Source organism: Paenibacillus sp. E222 (genome assembly GCF_013401555.1).
In the GTDB taxonomy this organism is placed as follows: Bacteria; Bacillota; Bacilli; order Paenibacillales; family Paenibacillaceae; genus Paenibacillus.
On sequence record NZ_CP058552.1, the window covers coordinates 3778962 to 3795524 of the forward strand.

A 16563-nucleotide genomic window follows, 5' to 3' on the forward strand; every position below is an offset into this window, starting at 1 on the left:
CGAGTGGTTTGGATCGAACTGATGGAGGTAACTACATGGATCAGCATTTGGAATTATATGATGTAACAATTATCGGCGGGGGACCTGCCGGCATGTATTCTGCATTTTACAGCGGGATGCGTGATATGAAGACCAAGTTGATTGAGGCGAAGGATAGATTGGGTGGTCGCATGCTCTTTTATCCAGAGAAAATGATCTGGGACGTTGGCGGCGTTACCCCGATTCTGTGTGAAAATTTGATTAAACAGCTGGAAGAACAGGCGAGAACGTTTGAGCCAACGATTGTGTTCGAACAGCAAATTGAAGGATTCAAACGTCAGCCTGATGGCACAATTCTGCTGACATCGCATACAGGAGAACAACACTGGACACGTACCGTCATATTGGCGATCGGGTATGGTATATATAAAATGGCCAAACTGGAGCTTGAAGGCGCTGACCGTTATGAGGTTACGAACCTTCACTACACAGTACAGGAGCTTGAACCTTTCCGTGGCAAACGGGTACTGATCTCTGGTGGGGGTGACTCCGCTGTCGATTGGGCCAATGAGCTTGAAGCACTGGCAGAACAAGTGACGGTGGTGCATCGTCGTGACCGCTTTGGTGGATTGGAGCGCAATGTACTGCGGATGAGAGAATCCTCAGTAGATATTCGGACACCATACGCCGTTGATACCCTACATAGTCAAAGTGGTGAGATCATCGAACAGGTGACGATATCCCATGTTGAGACAGGTGAGAGTGAAGTTCTTGATGTGGATGCGATTATCGTCAACCATGGCATGAAGAGTGATTTTGGCCCGATCCGGGATTGGGGACTTGATCTTGGTGAATGGCATGTCACCACAACAGAGAAGCTGCAAACGAATATTCCAGGCGTCTTCGCTGCAGGAGACTTTGTAGATTATGGAAGTAAACTGTATCTGATTGCTGGTACATTTACGGATGCGGCCCTCGCGGTAAACAGTGCAAAACTGTATATGGACCCTGAGGCAGAGAAAGTTGCCTATGTGTCTTCCCATAACAGCCGTTTCAAGGAGAAAAATAAAGCACTTGGTGTTGTGGAAGAATAGAATCTCTTCATATAATTCAACTCCAATTGTTCAAATCAAACGAAGTAGTTCTGGCTGATGTCGGAACTGCTTTTTTTTGTTTCCATTTTCGGTATGAACCTCCTCAAATTGCACAACATAGAACAGGCACCGGAATTGAACATGCATCATCAACTGTCTATAATGAGCCTTAGAAGTGAGGAGAAACATCAAGAAACGTTAAACAGATTAGAGTGGAGTGCACAATTATGAAAAAAGAAATTCAACGTATATCCACATTCATTCATCGGTGGTTCAAAGGCCCTGAGAAAAAACGCATCAAATGGTCGGAAGTCTATCTCGCTGTTGCTGGGAAAATGCACCGACTTCTGGTGGAAGGCCGGCGCGCACGTTCAGCAGCCAGGAGGCTGCATCAGGATTTGCCTATTATCGCTTTGGGCCAGATGAAGCTGGAGCCGGGAGATATTTTATATACGCCAAGTTCGGAATCGACTTATTACGCCGGGCATATGGGGATTATTGGACTCGACGGTAAAGTGTATCACGTACACCCTTATGGACCTGTGTTTGCCGATTCCTTGGAATGGTACGTTACCCGCTTTTATGAGGGGGACCGTTTCATTGTATTTCGTTCCCGTTTGAATCAGGCTGGTGTGAAGGCAGCGCAGTGGGTGCATGATCATTATAAGCAGGTGAAATTCTATCGATTGCAGACGAATCTGCGCAGCATTGAACGAAACTATTGTTCCAAATTTATATATCAGGCGTACCAGTTTACATCTGGACTTGATCTGTGGAGCCGAAAGTTTGTGAAGCTGAATCAGGGATATATCTATCCGTTTCGAATTGAGCGCTCACCCGCGCTGGAGGTTCTTGGAACGTTTTATAAATAAGGCTAGTTAACCGACGGAAGTTCCTTACTTTTACAAGAGGAAGGGGCGGGTTCTGTCGGTTTTTTTTGTATGCATAGAGATCAAAAACAGGAAAAAGGCTCAAAACGTCGAATAGAATATGAGATAGGCATGTACAACTTGGAATCGTATACATAACCAATGCAGGATCAATTTTTGCCTAAACATAAGCAATTCACCCCTTAGAAGGCAAACAAGGAAGAGAGAGAAAGAGATGAAATGGCTCAACTTTATGCGCAGGTTCAAATCAACCTCAAACGTAGTAAACCTATCCGACTATACTCCCAGGAAGGAAAGGAGGTATTATTGTTCCATCTGTAGTAAAAAAGTGAAGTCTATTGTGCATTATGCGACTTCCCAGGGAAATGTTACAGGTGTATGCAGTTCTTGTAAATCATTGGCGGAACATCGAGGAATGTTGCCCCTTTAATAAGGAAGAGATACGCTCAGGAAATAACATTGCTTTGATTTATGAGCGTTTTTGTAGTACATTAGCAAATGTATTCGAAGGAGGATTCTAATGTACTCAGGTAGACAAGACGATACTTTATACATCATGACCTACACCTTAAACAGCGGTATCAAGGGTACGGTTCCACTGTCAAATAAGCAGATTATTGAGTGGCTGGATTGCTACAGAAATGAGAAGCGCTTCGTGACCGAAATCGGCAAGGAGTTTTTTGGATTGAATGCAGGGTTGGTAGCAGATTTCAAAGTTCAGAATCATTTATCGGATTATCAGCAGACGATTATGCCTACACAGCAGCAGGATAACATGGAACGTTTGTCCAGCGCATATAAATCAACTGAGTTATTAATGAAGATTGATTGCAAATGTGGCACGGCATATGTTACGGAATCTCCATATAAGCGCACCAAATGGTATTGCACCAAGTGCAAAGAAATTGTATTTTTGGATGCCAAAAAAGGAATGGTAGAAACGTCGCGTGGCGACGCTTACTACATGACCAACAAATATTTTGTTTCCCGGGACTAGCGGGAGATGAGGTATGGGAAGCATCGCTGTGAGGCGGTGCTTTTTTGTGTACACAGAAAGGGCTAATGACGAAGATAAGGAGAGGTATATTAAGGGTATGCTGGTAAAATGGAGATATAATAAAAAAAGCCCTCAGGGGCTTTTTTTGAAATCTCAGGAAACCTGTAGCAGCAGATACCGCCGATCAGAACCTATAGATTGATCATTGAAAAACTGAATCAGCTCAGCATTCAACTTTGTGAGGAGGAATGAAGCAGCAGCGACAGCGCGGCTCATAAGCTTCTGAATCGCCAATCATGACGACTGGTCCAAGCGTTACAGGCTCTCCATTAACGATACGCTGGGTGAAAGCCGCATCCGGGCTTCCGCATACGGCACAGAATGCCGACAGTTTCTCAATGTCATCCGCCATGGCGAGCAAACCGCCTACATATCCAAATTCCTTGCCACGGTAATCCATATTCAATCCATCCACAATGACATGTTTGCCACAGTAGGCTAGCTCGGAGACCAGTTCCATGATGGCACTGCTGAAAAATTGTACTTCATCAAAGGCAACAACATCAGCATCTTTGGTTTGAGTCAGGATCATTTCTACGGATTCCGGGGTCAATTGCCGGGGAATGGAATGAGCAGGCAGACGATAGCCGATACGGCTAACAATCTCGTCTTGGGCAAACCGATCATCTTCGGCAGGTTTGTAAGCAACGACCTTTTTACGGCCAAATTGAATTAATTTCTGACAACGGCGAATGAGTTCACCGGATTTTTCACTAAACATAGGTCCTGTAATTACGGTAATTCGTCCTGTTTGCACAGTTCTGCTACTCCTCTCACATACGGGATTCAACAAAAAAAAGCGACCATTACAGAGTACCACAAAATCTTTAGTAAGAGCCAGAACTAATCTGAGCAGCTTTGTGTTACTATATGGATTGTTAAGCTGTTGGTTACGGCAGTGTAGTGCATAAGCCAGGAGCGATTGAAAAGAGGTGTTAACGATGAGTGAAGCATTATCCGAATTACAAGAACGATATGAACGTTTGAAAGGACAGTCAGTCCTGGACGAAGCTGCGCAGGCGTTGTTTGCAGACTTGTTCGCTGAAGCGGAGCGGCTGCAAGCCAGTAATCTGACGTTACGCAGAACGATTCTGAAGTCCTCTTCCAAAGAGTCGCGTATGTCTACAAAGCTGCGGGATGCATTATACGAATAACCCGGGGACTACTCCGGGTTCTCTTCTGTCTGCAATTTGCGGGGAAATAGAATACCTGCTGTAATTCTGGCAATCATGGCGAAGGTGAGGCCGATACCTGCAAACATATAGATGACCGTAAAAGCCTTGCCGAATCCGGTCGATGGTACAAAATCCGGGTGTCCCACCGTGGTTAACGTTACTGCGCAGAAGTAGAGGGCATCAATCCAGTGCAGCCCTTCAACGCGGGTATAAAATAACGTGCCCGAGAGAAGTGTCGCCGCAGTTAATACAAACAGAGCCAGGAACTTCTGGTCCTTGAAGGCATGAAAAATGCCTTTAAGCAATCTTTTTAGCGTAATGATAAATGAGACCATGTTGATCCATCCTGTCTATGGAAGAGTGGGCATTGTGCATATTCAAGATGCTAACTCTGAATTTATGCAAAATACGTGTTTGAATAAATAAGCATTATACCTGATCGAGTACCGTATATAAAGGCAGATGTAAAGTTCGGAAGTTGAAATGTTGCGTAGCCAGAAAAAATGACAAAAAGCCCGGACTCAGGAAGTCGTACCGGGCGTCTCTGCTTTGTCGGCTGAGGGTGCGCTTTTTGAACGAAAACGGGGGCCTACATAATTACGCTTGCGGTCACGGAACAGAATCCAGCCTCCCAGAAAACTCATGCCTGCGGCGAACAGGACAAGTCCTCCACCAAAGGAGAGCCATTGAAAACCTGGTGAGATCTGCTCGTTCCCATGCTCGGCATAATACAGGAAAAGGGCATCCTTCATCATCAGAAAACCCTTCATTGCCATTAACCCGGGAATGACCAGAACAATAATCGCCACAAATCGTGCAAAGATCAGTCTAGTATTCATCACCATTAAACTCCTTCTGCCTGAGGTTGAACAGGTTGGCGTAAAATAAAGGTTGCGCTTACAGGTCATACCTGATTCCATCATAGCTTGGTTTCCAGAAGCTGTCCATGCGTTTCAGGCTCAAATTTTGAGTTGACTGCTCAAGGGGAGTACAATGGAATATAGATAACGTCTATGAAAAAGAGAATCATTTGAATTATCATCTTACAAATATATTGAAATTGTATTGAAATTATATGGATAGAGGAGAACATTAAAGATGCCAATTACATGTGATGTTGCCATTCTTGGAGGAGGAACGGGAGGGTACGTTGCTGCCATCCGTGCCGCACAATTAGGAAAACAGGTTGTTATTATCGAGAAGGATAAGCTCGGAGGCACCTGTCTGCATCGTGGCTGTATTCCGAGCAAGGCGTTGCTGCGAAGTGCGGAAGTGTATGCAGAGATCCAAGAGAGCGAAATGTATGGAATTGAAACAGCTGGAGCGACACTTGTATTTCCGAAGGTTCAGGCGCGCAAGGATGCAATTGTGGAGCAGCTTCATCAAGGTGTGCAGTATTTAATGAAAAAAAATAAAATTCAGGTCGTACATGCCAAAGGGCGCGTGATCGGACCTTCCATTTTCTCTCCTCAGAGCGGTGCAGTGGCTGTCGAGTTTGAAGATGGCGAGATGGATACGGTTGTGCCAACCAATCTCATTATTGCTACCGGGTCTCGCCCGCGGGTATTGCCGGGTCTTGAGCCAGACGGCCGATACATCATGAGCAGTGATGAAGCTTTGCGAATGGACGAATTACCGGCATCCCTGATCATTGTTGGTGGTGGCGTGATTGGCCTCGAATGGGCATCCATGCTGAATGATTTTGGCGTCGAAATTACAGTTGTTGAAGCCGCTGCTCATGTATTGCCAGCAGAGGATGAAGATGTAGCGAAGGAAATGCAGAGACTGCTTGGGAAACGCGGTGTTCGCTTCCTAACAGGCGCTAGCGTTCTGACAGAGACATATAGCATACAGAAAGACGGTATTCAGATTGATGTCAAGCTGGGGGATGAGAAGCAAGAGACCCTGAAAGCGGACAAGATGCTGGTGTCGGTTGGGCGTCAGGCCAATGTCGAAAATATCGGACTCGAAAATACGGATATCAAACTCGAACGCGGATTTATTGCTGTGAATCAACATCTGCAAACGGGTGAGGGACATATTTATGCAATCGGCGATGTCATCGGCGGATTACAACTGGCGCATGCAGCGAGCCATGAAGGCATTTTGGCAGTGAATCATCTGGCGGGTGAAACGGTACATGCCGTCGAATCACATCGAATCCCGCGCTGTGTCTATACTCGTCCGGAAGCAGCGAGTATCGGATTCACGGAGCGCGAGGCCAAAGAGCGTGGTTATGAAGTGAAGACAGGCAAGTTTCCGTTCCAGGCGATTGGAAAATCTTTGGTTCATGGAAGTCGGGATGGGTTCGTGAAGGTAATCGCAGATGCCAAGACGAATGATATATTGGGTGTACATATGATCGGTACCCATGTGACGGAACTGATCGCAGAGGCCTCTTTGGCTCAGATGCTGGATGCCACACCGTGGGAAGTGGGACAGACGATCCATCCTCACCCAACTTTGTCGGAAATCATGGGTGAAGCCATGTTGGCAGTAGACGGAAAATCGATTGGAATGTAAGCCGGACAGGCTTATGAGAAAGGTCCTTTCCTTTTTTGGGCAAATGGGATTATAATAAGGTTAAGCCAAGTCTTAGTACCAGGTTATAAGATCGGGTAGTAAGACGGGCATAGGCTTTGATTAAAAGGAGGTACCTCATATGAGTTCAAAAGGTACTGCAGACGCGGTCCATCGGCATGAACAGCTGGGACTTAGCGATGGTGAAGTATTGGATATGTATAAATACATGCTGCTCGCACGCAAGTTTGACGAGCGCTGCTTGCTCTTACAGCGGGCCGGCAAAATTAACTTTCACGTATCCGGTGTAGGACAGGAAGCTGCGCAAGTAGGCGCTGCATTTGGTCTCCACCGGGATCACGATTATTATTTACCGTATTATCGCGATTATGGCTTTGTACTGGCGGTCGGCATGACTCCACGTGAGCTGATGCTGTCTGCTTTTGCGAAGGCGGAAGATCCGAATAGTGGCGGACGGCAAATGCCGGGTCACTTTGGTCACAAAAAGCTGCGGATTGTAACGGGCTCCAGCCCGGTTACCACACAGGTTCCGCACGCTGTAGGGTTTGCACTGGCTGCCAAAATGAAGAAGCAAGAATTCGTTTCTTTTGTAACTTTTGGCGAAGGGTCGAGCAATCAGGGCGATTTCCACGAAGGTGCCAATTTCGCAGGTGTTCATAAACTTCCTGTGATCATTATGTGTGAGAACAATCAGTATGCCATCTCGGTGCCAATCCACAAGCAGCTGAGTGGTAAAATATCGGATCGTGCACTTGGGTACGGGTTCCCCGGACTTCGTGTGGACGGAAACGATGCGCTGGAAGTATACGGTGCAGTCAAAGAAGCTCGCCGCCGCGCAATCGCTGGTGAAGGACCTACGCTTATTGAAGCAATGATGTATCGTTTGTCTCCACACTCTACTTCCGACAATGATCTGGCATACCGGAGCAAGGAAGAGGTTGAAGAGAACTGGAAGAAGGACGGGGTCCTTCGTATGAAGAATTATCTGATTGATTGCGGCATCTGGGATGAAGCCCGGGATGCGGATCTGGCTTCCCAGCTTGCGCTGGAAATGAAAGAAGCGACTGAATACGCAGACAACGCGCCATATCCGAAACCTGAGGACACTCTGACGCACGTTTATGCGGACAGCGAAGAAGGGGGACGGTAATCATGGCGGTTATGGAATATATTGATGCAATCCGTCTCGCGATGAAAGAAGAGATGGAACGGGATGAAAATGTTTTTATCCTTGGTGAAGATGTCGGACTCAAAGGCGGCGTGTTTACTACAACCAAAGGATTACAGGATCAGTTCGGCGAAATGCGTGTCATGGACACACCTTTGTCCGAATCAGCCATTGCAGGTGTAGCCATTGGCGCTGCGATGTACGGTATGAAACCTATTGCCGAGATGCAATATTCGGATTTCATGCTGCCTGCAACGAATCAGATTATTAGTGAAGCGGCCAAAATTCGCTATCGCTCCAACAATGACTGGAGTTGCCCGATTGTTATTCGTGCGCCGATTGGCGGCGGTATTTTTGGTGGGCTGTATCACTCCCAATGTCCTGAATCGATCTTTTTTGGCACACCAGGTCTGAAAATTATTGCTCCATACTCGGCATACGATGCAAAGGGACTGCTCAAAGCAGCGATTCGCGACCCGGACCCGGTTCTCTTTTTTGAAAATAAAAAATGCTACAAGCTGATCAAGGAAGATGTGCCGGAAGATGATTACATCGTTCCAATCGGTAAAGCCAACGTGCTTCGTGAAGGAGCAGATATTACGGTTATCGGTTATAGCCAGCCACTTCATTTTGTCATGCAGGCTGCCGAGGAGCTGGAGCGTGAGGAAGGCATTACTGCCCACGTACTGGATTTGCGCACATTGCAACCACTTGATCGCGAAGCCATCATTGCATCCGCTCGTCTGACAGGTAAGGTGCTGATCGTGCATGAAGATAATAAAACCGGTGGTGTAGGAGCCGAAGTTGCAGCTATCATCAGTGAAGAATGTCTGTTCGAACTGGATGCTCCAATTCAGCGTCTCTGCGGACCGGATGTACCGGCAATGCCGATTAGCCCAACATTGGAGAAATTCTATATGCTGAGCAAGGATAAAGCCAAGGAAGCGATGCGTACACTCGCCGAGTATTAATTCGTGTAGTGAGATAGTTTAAAAGCAAAGTTTGGAGTGATATAACCAATGAGTATGAAATGGATCGAGGTCATTATGCCGCAGCTGGCGGAATCGCTGGTCTCGGCTACCATTGCCAAATGGTTGAAAAAACCGGGTGACCGGGTTGAACAATACGAACCGATCTGTGAAGTGATTACGGATAAAGTCAACGCAGAGATTCCATCAACCGTTGATGGAATTATGGGTGACCTGTTGGTCGAAGAAGGTACGACCATTGCAGTTGGTGAAGCCATCTGCCGCATGCAGGTAGCTGCTTCTGATGCGGAAGCAGCAGAGCAAGTCACACAAGATTCGCAGCAACAGAATGGTGATCATGTTCATGTTCAACAACGTGCGAATTACGCACCTGCTTCGGATGCAGCGAGTACAACAAGCCATGATCCCAATCAGCCGATGCGTAACCGCTATTCTCCTGCGGTTCAATCCCTTGCAGCTGAATATGGTCTGAACTTGCAGAGCATTCAGGGCACTGGAGCAGGTGGACGGATTACTCGTAAGGATGTACTGGCAGTCATTGCACAGGGGGGGAACGCGGGCGCAGCGTCTGCACAGTCTTCTCCTGAAGCAGGACAGCAGGTCTCTTCGGGAGTGCCTTCTGGTTCTCCTTTCAGCGGATTGAATCGGGGAAATGCAGACTTGGGCGCATCTGCCGGAGAAACCGTTCCAGCAGCCGACGCAGGCGTTCCTGTGAGACATTCCGGCATACATCTGACCGAAAGTCCGAAAATTCCACAAATCGAAGTAGAGGGCGGCGGACAGGGAAGATCCGAATACTTTATCGACGTCACTCCTGTTCGTAATGCCATTGCTCGTAATATGCGCCAAAGTGTATCGGAAATCCCGCACGCGTGGACGATGATCGAAGTGGACGTGACGAATCTGGTGATGCTGCGCAACAAACTCAAGGATGAGTTCAAGCGCAAGGAAGGCATCAACCTGACGTACTTGTCCTTCATGATGAAGGGGGTCGTTAATGCGATTAAAGACTACCCGATCATGAACTCGGTATGGGCTGTTGACAAAATTATTGTCAAACGGGATATCAACCTGTCGATGGCAGTGGGTACAGAAGACTCTGTACTGACACCTGTAATTAAACATGCAGATCAGCGCAACATCGCTGGCCTGGCTCGTGAAATTGATGAGCTTGCACGTAAGACTCGTGAAGGCACGTTGAAGCTGGACCACATGCAGGGCGGAACGTTCACGGTTAACAATACCGGATCATTTGGTTCGATTCTGTCACAACCTATCATTAACTACCCGCAGGCGGCGATTCTTACCTTTGAGTCGATCGTCAAGAAACCTGTGGTCATCAATGACATGATTGCTGTCCGTTCCATGGCGAACCTTTGTCTCTCCCTGGATCATCGGATTCTGGATGGAGTCATTTGCGGACGTTTCCTCCAACGTGTAAAAGAGAATCTTGAAGGATACACGATGGAATCGAACGTGTATTAAGAGAGAGCAAGTGCATCATTTCAATGAGTTACGAAAGATGCCAAGCGCTGAATAGATGGATAATGGGAAAGTGTATGTGCCAGTGGCCGTGCACTTTTCCCGTTTTCTTCAATGAATGCTCATCATGCAATAAACATTGAAACAGAAGGGTGTGGGGGAATCATGAGCAAGCCGCTGGATGTGGTGTACATACCGATGCTTGATTATGAAGAGGCTTGGAACCGCCAGAAAGCGATTGTGCAGCAACTGGATGAGGGAGAAGGCGCGGAACAGATGCTGCTGCTCCAGCATCCGCCAACGTATACGATCGGTTCACAGAACCACCCGGAGCACCTGCTTCTCAGTGAAGATGAGCTGCGGGAGCAAGGCATCTCCTTGTTTCAAATTGACCGTGGCGGTGATATTACGTATCATGGCCCTGGGCAGTTGGTAGGTTACCCGTTACTTGTTCTTGGGCGGGATGAAGCCTTGGATTTACACGGCTATTTACGTCGCCTAGAGCAGGTGATTATTGATTACCTGGCTGATCAGGGTATCGAAGCGGGACGCAAAGAGGCGTACACAGGAGTGTGGATCGGAGATTTGAAAATTGCCGCCATCGGCGTAAAGTTCAATCGGTGTAAACATTGGCGCGGCTTCGTGACGAGTCACGGATTTGCTTTTAATATTACCTCGGGGATTCAGGACGCAGGCTTTCAGGGGATTGTACCTTGCGGGATTGAGCAGTATGGTGTGACCTCATTGGAGGATATTACAGGCAAGACCTATACTGTAGAGCAGGTTGCGCAGGATATCGTTCCATACTTTAACCGTATTTTCCCGTATGAGATTACCTGGATTACAGAAAAAGAAGCCCTTCCCCGTCTGTAAATCAGACAGTACAAAGGCTTCAGGTTTCTATCCGAACAATAAAGGTTCGAGCGCAATGAAAAGGGTGGACCCAATCATGGCGAGCAGCATGAGATAGATAATGATGCGGAACCATTTCTTTTTTTGCATGATGAGAGAACTCCTTTCAACAATTGAATAAACAGACCATAGTAATTGTATTGTACCGTATCGACGAAAGGTAGGAAAGTCCTATGATAAAACAGCAACGTGTTATTGATCATTTTATGGAACTGGTGCAGATTGATAGTGAAACAACCCATGAACAAAATATATCAAAAGTGTTAAAAGAACAGTTTACTCAACTGGGCCTCAGTGTATATGAGGACGACACCATGGAGAAAACTGGACATGGCGCTTGTAATCTCGTGGTTACCTGGGAAGCCGAGAATACTGAAGAAGCAGCACCAATCTTTTTCACATGTCATATGGATACCGTAACGCCTGGACAAGGAATTAAACCTGAGCTGGGTGAAGACGGCTGGATTCGCAGTGATGGCACGACGATTCTGGGTGCAGATGACAAGGCGGGGATTGCCGCTTTGTTTGAAGCGATTCGAGCTATTCAAGAGAACAACATACCTCATGGGAAAATTCAGTTTGTGATTACTGTTGGGGAAGAGTCGGGTCTGGTTGGTGCACGTGCCATGAATCCGAACGATATTGAAGCCGAGTTCGGTTACGCTCTGGATTCCAACGGAGCTGTGGGTACAATCTGTGTGGCAGCTCCGGCGAGAGCCGAAATTCAAATGAACATCTATGGGAAATCCGCACATGCGGGCGTAAATCCGGAAGACGGCATCAGTGCCATTCAAGTGGCGGCCAAAGCAATTGCGGCGATGAAGCTGGGACGGATTGATGATGAGACTACGGCGAACATTGGCAAATTCCAGGGCGGATCAGCACTGAACGTTGTTTGCGATTTTGTGCAGATTGAGGCCGAGGCACGCAGTATTGTGCAGGAGAAGGTAGAGCTTCAAGTGGCCCAGATGCGTGAAGCACTGGAAACGACATGCCGTAAATATGGTGCAACCGCTGAATTCCGCAGTGAGATTCTCTATCCTGCATTTGGCTTCCATGATGAACACGAGGTTGTTCAGCTTGCACAGCGTGCCATTCGGAGCCTGGGGCTGGAGACTAGCACGTTTGCATCCGGTGGTGGCAGTGATGCCAACATCTTCAATGGGTTCAACATACCTACGGTCAACCTGGCTGTAGGCTATGAGGACATCCATACGACGAAAGAACGCATCCGCGCCGAGGATATTGTGAAACTATCTAAAGTGGTTGTGGCTATTATTCAGGAAACGGCTGCAAGTAAAAAGTAATCCAAAGAGACCGAGGGTGAAACTCCCTCGTGCTTCAACTGAAAAGTCCGAATCCGGTACAAACCGAGTTCGGACTTTTTGGCAGAATCATGGTATATTTCATGGGTATTGCAGACCAAGAACAGTATCATTTACGTCCAGCGAGCATATCAACTAATTTGGCATCTGGACCCCACTCACGCACCCATTGCTTGAGTATGAGCTGGACTTGTCTGGCTTGTCCGACCACGTGTACGGATTGCGGTGTTAAATAACTGTTCATTGGTTGTCCCCCTGATTCGCTATATTTGTTTGAAATCGCTATAAGCTCACCATATGCCAAAAAACAAAGGTTTATACGTATAAAGAGAACCAAAATTCGAAGAAGTGGAGTTGAAGAACAGATGAACCCAACCAATCCTAAACATCCTGCCAATCCAAAACTGGACGAAGAGACGATATCGACAAAGCCCATCTTCGAGGGCAAAGTCATTTCCCTTCAGGTCGACACGGTCAAGCTGCCTAACGGTCAGACCGCTACCCGTGAGATCATCCGTCACCCTGGAGCGGTAGCTGTCCTCGCGCTGAATGGCGATCGTATGCTGGTCGTTGATCAGTATCGTCAGGCTATGGGACGTACCGAAGTCGAGATTCCGGCAGGCAAGCTGGACCCGGGAGAAGAACCTGAAGTGGCAGCAGCGCGTGAATTGCGCGAAGAGACTGGTTATGTAGCCAAATCACTGCGGCATTTGCGTTCGTTTTACACTTCGCCAGGATTCGCGGATGAGATCATTCATCTGTACATCGCCGAGGAGCTCGAAGCAGGAGACATGGCTTTGGACGAAGATGAATTTCTTGAAGTGTCCGAGATTACAATTGAAGAGGCTTATCAGTTGATGGATCAGAATCGGATCAGTGATGCCAAAACGATGATGGCAGTGTATGCATGGGATCTTTACAGAACGACAGGACGGTTTTAATGATGAATGAGCAGCAGACAGCGTCTGCAGGGTGGGGGCCTTGTTATGCTGACCTCCATATTCACATTGGGCGAACTTCGCGCGGTGAAGCTGTTAAAATCAGTGGCAGCCGTGATCTGACATTTGAGAACATTGCTAGAGAAGCCTCGGATCGCAAAGGAATCCACCTACTCGGCGTCATTGATTGCCACTCCCCGGTTGTGCAGATGGACATTGAACAGCTGCTTGAGAACGGCACGATGTCCGAGCTTGAGGGAGGAGGCATTGCGTATCAGGACACAACCATCCTGCTGGGTACGGAATTAGAACTGCGTGAGCCAGGAATGCGGGAGTTCCATATGCTGGCCTACTTCCGTGATCTGAAAACCATGAAGTCCTTCACGGACTGGATGAAACGTTATATGAAAAATGTGAACCTGAGCTCACAGCGGGTATATGTACCTGCGCTTGAGATGCAGGGCGAGATAAAGGCGCGTGGCGGGCTTATTGTGCCAGCGCATGCGTTTACCCCGCATAAAGGCATATATGGCAGCACAGCTCCTCGTATGGCTGATGTGCTGGATACGAGCCTGATCGATGCGGTTGAGCTTGGGCTAAGCTCCGATTCATCCATGGCCAGTTATATTCGGGAACTGGATCAAGTTCCTTTTCTAACGAACTCGGATGCTCATTCTCTGGGCAAGATTGGCCGGGAGTACAACCAGTTACAACTCGAGAAGCCTTCCTTTGACGAATTCAACATGGCACTTAAAGGACAAGCAGGCAGAAGCATTACGGCCAATTACGGTTTGAATCCAAGACTTGGAAAATACCACCGAACCTATTGTGCATCCTGTGGAAGCATTATGGACGAGCATGCGATGTCGGCAGAACGTTGTCCATATTGTGGCAGTGTGAAGCTTGTGCAGGGTGTACTCGATCGCATACTGGCAATCGCGGATCGGGAGAGTCCTCAGGTTCCCGCAACCCGACCTGCTTATCACTATCAGGTACCGCTCGAATTCATCCCGGGTTTGGGGAAAGCCAAACTGCGCCAGCTGCTGGATCGCTTTGGTACGGAAATGAACGTATTACATCGTACAAGCGAGGATGAACTTGCAGAGGTCGTTGGACCGGTTCTTGCAGGTCTTATCGTTGCTGCGCGGAATGGTCAACTTGAATTGTCATCTGGTGGTGGGGGCACTTACGGAAAGGTGTCCAGCAAGGAGTAGAGAGGTTTGCGATAGACCCCGTAAAGTGAGTTCGCATCATTTGGTCGGGAACGACATTTTGTCACGGAGAAGGAAGTGGAATCTGGACAAGAAGTCATACGTGTGCATTCCGGTTCATAAGAATGACTATAAGGATTTCACTCGACATCCTTGCAGCATGATAACCGGAAAGGGGACCCGAACCTGTATGCGTTCTGCCTACTTCACATTCAAAGGCCAAACCTCTTTATATGTATTCGTGGCTGTCTTGTTTCTGGTCGGTGTCATTTTTGGCGCCCTGATGGTCAATGCCCTATCTCTTGAACAGCGCCAGGATCTGGAGGGGTACCTCGGTAACTTCTTCATGACGGTACAGCACAGCGGACAGGTGACTGAGACCGGAACCTATTGGGACATTGCCATGCTTCACCTAAAGTGGGTGGGCCTGATCTTCATTCTGGGTTTATCGGTCATCGGCCTGCCGGGCATATTGGTTCTGGATTTTCTGAAAGGAGTGCTCATTGGTTTTACAGTGGGTTACCTTGTTGGACAGTATTCATGGAAAGGGCTGTTATTTGCCCTGGTTTCCATTGCGCCTCATAATTTATTCGTGATTCCGGTACTGCTCATTTGCAGTGTGTCGGCCATGACCTTTTCCTTATACATTATTCGGAACCGTGTGCTGATGCAGCGGACGCCAGGCCGTCAGAAGCCTTTTGCTTCATATATGGTGTTAACTCTCGTTATGGCAGCGCTGCTGTTAGGGGTTGCGTCATTTGAAACATGGGTTACACCTGCGATGATGCGCTGGGTCACACCGATGCTGCTACCGGCTTAGCATTGCGCGTGATCGTGTAAAATGTTGACTTTAATTATGCACTCCCCCTATAATGAAAGAAGTGGGTTAAGTTGCAGTGTGCAGTGATTTCCTAGGGGGAGGGAGAAAATGGAAGCACGGATCGATAAAATTAAGCAGCAACTACAGTCCCAAGGATATAAATTAACGCCCCAGCGGGAAGCCACCGTAAGAGTACTTCTTGAGAATGAAGAAGATCATCTGAGCGCAGAAGACGTATTCATGCTCGTGAAAGAAAAGGCTCCCGAAATCGGTCTGGCAACCGTGTACCGTACCCTCGAACTGCTGAGTGAGCTGCATGTTGTAGAGAAAATCAACTTCGGCGACGGTGTAGCGCGTTATGATCTACGCGGAGATACATCCAAGCATCACCATCATCACTTAATCTGTGTTCAATGCGGAAGTATGGATGAAATACGTGAAGACTGGCTTGGACCGCTTGAAGAGCGACTGGAGCGGGAATTTAACTTTTCGGTAGTAGATCACCGACTGGATTTCCATGGAATTTGTTACCGTTGCAAAGCTAAAAATGACCAGAAGCCCAAAGATGAAGAATAACATAGCATATCTTCAAGCTCTCACCGGCGGTTTTGACGGGAGAGCTTTTTTGGTCCAGCGTGTGATGTGAGGTTTACCCTGAATGTCATATTCCTGCGTTCGTTAACATACCCTGATTCTAGACGAGTCGGATATGAACCAGAAAGGGGTACAACCCATGATTATATCGCTGCGGAGAGGACTCCGTTTTATTCGATTTATTGTATTTTTTGCTGCATTAGTTTATCTGTTCTATCATGTCCTGGATTTGTTCAACGGATGGATCTCACCTGTGGACCAATATCAGATGCCAACAGGAAATGCGGTTAAAGTATTTCAGGAAACGGTATGGCCAAGTAACGGGGAAGGACGTCCTACGATGGCAGAGCGTCTCCGTTTATTCTATTGGTACGGAGAGTAGCTGGAC

General features: G+C 47.6%; 20 protein-coding genes. 15 read left to right on the forward strand and 5 right to left on the reverse strand.

The features are described from left to right. Nucleotides 1-35 precede the first annotated feature (35 nt). The 3 genes from HW560_RS17005 to HW560_RS17015 all read left to right on the forward strand — a co-directional run bounded on the left by HW560_RS17005 (nucleotide 36) and on the right by HW560_RS17015 (nucleotide 2960). On the forward strand, nucleotides 36-1073 hold the full coding sequence (locus HW560_RS17005) for an NAD(P)/FAD-dependent oxidoreductase (protein WP_090900749.1): 1038 nt from the start codon (nucleotides 36-38) through the stop codon (nucleotides 1071-1073). A 227-nt stretch (nucleotides 1074-1300) separates the two neighbouring features. Then, nucleotides 1301-1945 carry a hypothetical protein gene (locus HW560_RS17010; protein ID WP_179264020.1) on the forward strand — a complete coding sequence of 215 codons (645 nt, stop codon included), beginning with the start codon at nucleotides 1301-1303 and terminating at the stop codon, nucleotides 1943-1945. A 538-nt stretch (nucleotides 1946-2483) separates the two neighbouring features. Then, the gene (locus tag HW560_RS17015) at nucleotides 2484-2960 is read left to right on the forward strand and encodes a hypothetical protein (RefSeq protein ID WP_024630975.1); all 477 of its coding nucleotides are present in this window, start codon (nucleotides 2484-2486) and stop codon (nucleotides 2958-2960) included. A gap of 223 nt (nucleotides 2961-3183) precedes the next feature. Here HW560_RS17015 and HW560_RS17020 read toward each other — a convergent pair whose 3' ends face one another. Then, complete coding sequence (locus tag HW560_RS17020) at nucleotides 3184-3777, reverse strand: thymidine kinase (RefSeq protein WP_024630974.1); 594 nt, start codon at nucleotides 3775-3777, stop codon at nucleotides 3184-3186. Nucleotides 3778-3961: 184 nt separating this feature from the next. Between HW560_RS17020 and HW560_RS17025 the strand changes: the two genes are divergently transcribed. Next, the gene (locus HW560_RS17025; protein ID WP_064636776.1) at nucleotides 3962-4174 is read left to right on the forward strand and encodes a hypothetical protein; all 213 of its coding nucleotides are present in this window, start codon (nucleotides 3962-3964) and stop codon (nucleotides 4172-4174) included. Nucleotides 4175-4182: 8 nt separating this feature from the next. On the opposite strand, the gene HW560_RS17030 is transcribed toward HW560_RS17025, so the two are convergent. Together HW560_RS17030 and HW560_RS17035 are read right to left on the reverse strand one after the other, a co-directional pair. Next, nucleotides 4183-4530: a potassium channel family protein gene (locus HW560_RS17030; protein ID WP_024630972.1), complete on the reverse strand. Its 348-nt coding sequence runs from the start codon at nucleotides 4528-4530 to the stop codon at nucleotides 4183-4185. A gap of 186 nt (nucleotides 4531-4716) precedes the next feature. Next, nucleotides 4717-5040 carry a DUF2627 domain-containing protein gene (locus HW560_RS17035; protein WP_064636780.1) on the reverse strand — a complete coding sequence of 108 codons (324 nt, stop codon included), beginning with the start codon at nucleotides 5038-5040 and terminating at the stop codon, nucleotides 4717-4719. A 253-nt stretch (nucleotides 5041-5293) separates the two neighbouring features. Between HW560_RS17035 and lpdA the strand changes: the two genes are divergently transcribed. The 5 genes from lpdA to lipB all read left to right on the forward strand — a co-directional run bounded on the left by lpdA (nucleotide 5294) and on the right by lipB (nucleotide 11248). Next, nucleotides 5294-6718, forward strand: a complete 1425-nt coding sequence (gene lpdA, locus HW560_RS17040; RefSeq protein WP_109998534.1) for a dihydrolipoyl dehydrogenase — start codon at nucleotides 5294-5296, stop codon at nucleotides 6716-6718. A 139-nt stretch (nucleotides 6719-6857) separates the two neighbouring features. Next, nucleotides 6858-7886 (forward strand): thiamine pyrophosphate-dependent dehydrogenase E1 component subunit alpha, encoded by a 1029-nt coding sequence (locus HW560_RS17045; RefSeq protein ID WP_179264022.1) that lies wholly within the window; start codon nucleotides 6858-6860, stop codon nucleotides 7884-7886. 2 nt (nucleotides 7887-7888) lie between these two features. Then, nucleotides 7889-8875: an alpha-ketoacid dehydrogenase subunit beta gene (locus tag HW560_RS17050; RefSeq protein ID WP_053784434.1), complete on the forward strand. Its 987-nt coding sequence runs from the start codon at nucleotides 7889-7891 to the stop codon at nucleotides 8873-8875. Between the two features lie 48 nt (nucleotides 8876-8923). Next, nucleotides 8924-10378 carry a dihydrolipoamide acetyltransferase family protein gene (locus HW560_RS17055; protein WP_179264024.1) on the forward strand — a complete coding sequence of 485 codons (1455 nt, stop codon included), beginning with the start codon at nucleotides 8924-8926 and terminating at the stop codon, nucleotides 10376-10378. A gap of 162 nt (nucleotides 10379-10540) precedes the next feature. Then, nucleotides 10541-11248, forward strand: coding sequence for a lipoyl(octanoyl) transferase LipB (gene lipB, locus HW560_RS17060; RefSeq protein WP_179264026.1), 708 nt, complete (start codon nucleotides 10541-10543; stop codon nucleotides 11246-11248). Nucleotides 11249-11275: 27 nt separating this feature from the next. Here lipB and prli42 read toward each other — a convergent pair whose 3' ends face one another. Further along, nucleotides 11276-11377 carry a stressosome-associated protein Prli42 gene (prli42, locus tag HW560_RS17065; RefSeq protein WP_090810668.1) on the reverse strand — a complete coding sequence of 34 codons (102 nt, stop codon included), beginning with the start codon at nucleotides 11375-11377 and terminating at the stop codon, nucleotides 11276-11278. An 83-nt stretch (nucleotides 11378-11460) separates the two neighbouring features. On the opposite strand from prli42, the gene HW560_RS17070 reads away from it, so the two are divergent. Then, nucleotides 11461-12594 carry a M20/M25/M40 family metallo-hydrolase gene (locus HW560_RS17070; protein WP_179264028.1) on the forward strand — a complete coding sequence of 378 codons (1134 nt, stop codon included), beginning with the start codon at nucleotides 11461-11463 and terminating at the stop codon, nucleotides 12592-12594. A 127-nt stretch (nucleotides 12595-12721) separates the two neighbouring features. Here HW560_RS17070 and HW560_RS17075 read toward each other — a convergent pair whose 3' ends face one another. Next, nucleotides 12722-12856 carry a Z-ring formation inhibitor MciZ gene (locus HW560_RS17075; protein WP_090900723.1) on the reverse strand — a complete coding sequence of 45 codons (135 nt, stop codon included), beginning with the start codon at nucleotides 12854-12856 and terminating at the stop codon, nucleotides 12722-12724. 121 nt (nucleotides 12857-12977) lie between these two features. Here HW560_RS17075 and HW560_RS17080 point away from each other — a divergent pair, with 121 nt between their 5' ends. From HW560_RS17080 to HW560_RS17100, 5 genes are all read left to right on the forward strand, one after another. Next, nucleotides 12978-13553, forward strand: a complete 576-nt coding sequence (locus HW560_RS17080; protein ID WP_090900720.1) for an NUDIX domain-containing protein — start codon at nucleotides 12978-12980, stop codon at nucleotides 13551-13553. Continuing rightward, nucleotides 13553-14764, forward strand: a complete 1212-nt coding sequence (locus tag HW560_RS17085) for an endonuclease Q family protein (RefSeq protein WP_257031348.1) — start codon at nucleotides 13553-13555, stop codon at nucleotides 14762-14764. The genes HW560_RS17080 and HW560_RS17085 overlap by 1 nt, the downstream gene beginning before the upstream one ends. A gap of 187 nt (nucleotides 14765-14951) precedes the next feature. Then, on the forward strand, nucleotides 14952-15581 hold the full coding sequence (spoIIM, locus tag HW560_RS17090; protein WP_179264030.1) for a stage II sporulation protein M: 630 nt from the start codon (nucleotides 14952-14954) through the stop codon (nucleotides 15579-15581). A gap of 108 nt (nucleotides 15582-15689) precedes the next feature. Beyond that, on the forward strand, nucleotides 15690-16157 hold the full coding sequence (locus HW560_RS17095) for a ferric iron uptake transcriptional regulator (protein WP_024630961.1): 468 nt from the start codon (nucleotides 15690-15692) through the stop codon (nucleotides 16155-16157). 157 nt (nucleotides 16158-16314) lie between these two features. Further along, a complete protein-coding gene (locus tag HW560_RS17100; RefSeq protein WP_024630960.1) occupies nucleotides 16315-16557 on the forward strand; it encodes a DUF4227 family protein in 243 nt (80 codons plus the stop codon). Nucleotides 16558-16563: the final 6 nt, after the last annotated feature.

Excerpts from the sequence above, each read along its gene's own strand:
- HW560_RS17005 (WP_090900749.1), top strand. The coding sequence starts at position 36 with ATGGATCAGCATTTGGAATTATATGATGTAACAATTATCGGCGGGGGA.
- HW560_RS17010 (WP_179264020.1), top strand. The coding sequence starts at position 1,301 with ATGAAAAAAGAAATTCAACGTATATCCACATTCATTCATCGGTGGTTC.
- HW560_RS17015 (WP_024630975.1), top strand. The coding sequence starts at position 2,484 with ATGTACTCAGGTAGACAAGACGATACTTTATACATCATGACCTACACC.
- HW560_RS17025 (WP_064636776.1), top strand. The coding sequence starts at position 3,962 with ATGAGTGAAGCATTATCCGAATTACAAGAACGATATGAACGTTTGAAA.
- HW560_RS17030 (WP_024630972.1), bottom strand. The coding sequence starts at position 4,530 with ATGGTCTCATTTATCATTACGCTAAAAAGATTGCTTAAAGGCATTTTT.
- HW560_RS17035 (WP_064636780.1), bottom strand. The coding sequence starts at position 5,040 with ATGGTGATGAATACTAGACTGATCTTTGCACGATTTGTGGCGATTATT.
- lpdA (WP_109998534.1), top strand. The coding sequence starts at position 5,294 with ATGCCAATTACATGTGATGTTGCCATTCTTGGAGGAGGAACGGGAGGG.
- HW560_RS17045 (WP_179264022.1), top strand. The coding sequence starts at position 6,858 with ATGAGTTCAAAAGGTACTGCAGACGCGGTCCATCGGCATGAACAGCTG.
- HW560_RS17050 (WP_053784434.1), top strand. The coding sequence starts at position 7,889 with ATGGCGGTTATGGAATATATTGATGCAATCCGTCTCGCGATGAAAGAA.
- HW560_RS17055 (WP_179264024.1), top strand. The coding sequence starts at position 8,924 with ATGAGTATGAAATGGATCGAGGTCATTATGCCGCAGCTGGCGGAATCG.
- lipB (WP_179264026.1), top strand. The coding sequence starts at position 10,541 with ATGAGCAAGCCGCTGGATGTGGTGTACATACCGATGCTTGATTATGAA.
- prli42 (WP_090810668.1), bottom strand. The coding sequence starts at position 11,377 with ATGCAAAAAAAGAAATGGTTCCGCATCATTATCTATCTCATGCTGCTC.
- HW560_RS17070 (WP_179264028.1), top strand. The coding sequence starts at position 11,461 with ATGATAAAACAGCAACGTGTTATTGATCATTTTATGGAACTGGTGCAG.
- HW560_RS17075 (WP_090900723.1), bottom strand. The coding sequence starts at position 12,856 with ATGAACAGTTATTTAACACCGCAATCCGTACACGTGGTCGGACAAGCC.
- HW560_RS17080 (WP_090900720.1), top strand. The coding sequence starts at position 12,978 with ATGAACCCAACCAATCCTAAACATCCTGCCAATCCAAAACTGGACGAA.
- HW560_RS17085 (WP_257031348.1), top strand. The coding sequence starts at position 13,553 with ATGATGAATGAGCAGCAGACAGCGTCTGCAGGGTGGGGGCCTTGTTAT.
- spoIIM (WP_179264030.1), top strand. The coding sequence starts at position 14,952 with ATGCGTTCTGCCTACTTCACATTCAAAGGCCAAACCTCTTTATATGTA.
- HW560_RS17095 (WP_024630961.1), top strand. The coding sequence starts at position 15,690 with ATGGAAGCACGGATCGATAAAATTAAGCAGCAACTACAGTCCCAAGGA.
- HW560_RS17100 (WP_024630960.1), top strand. The coding sequence starts at position 16,315 with ATGATTATATCGCTGCGGAGAGGACTCCGTTTTATTCGATTTATTGTA.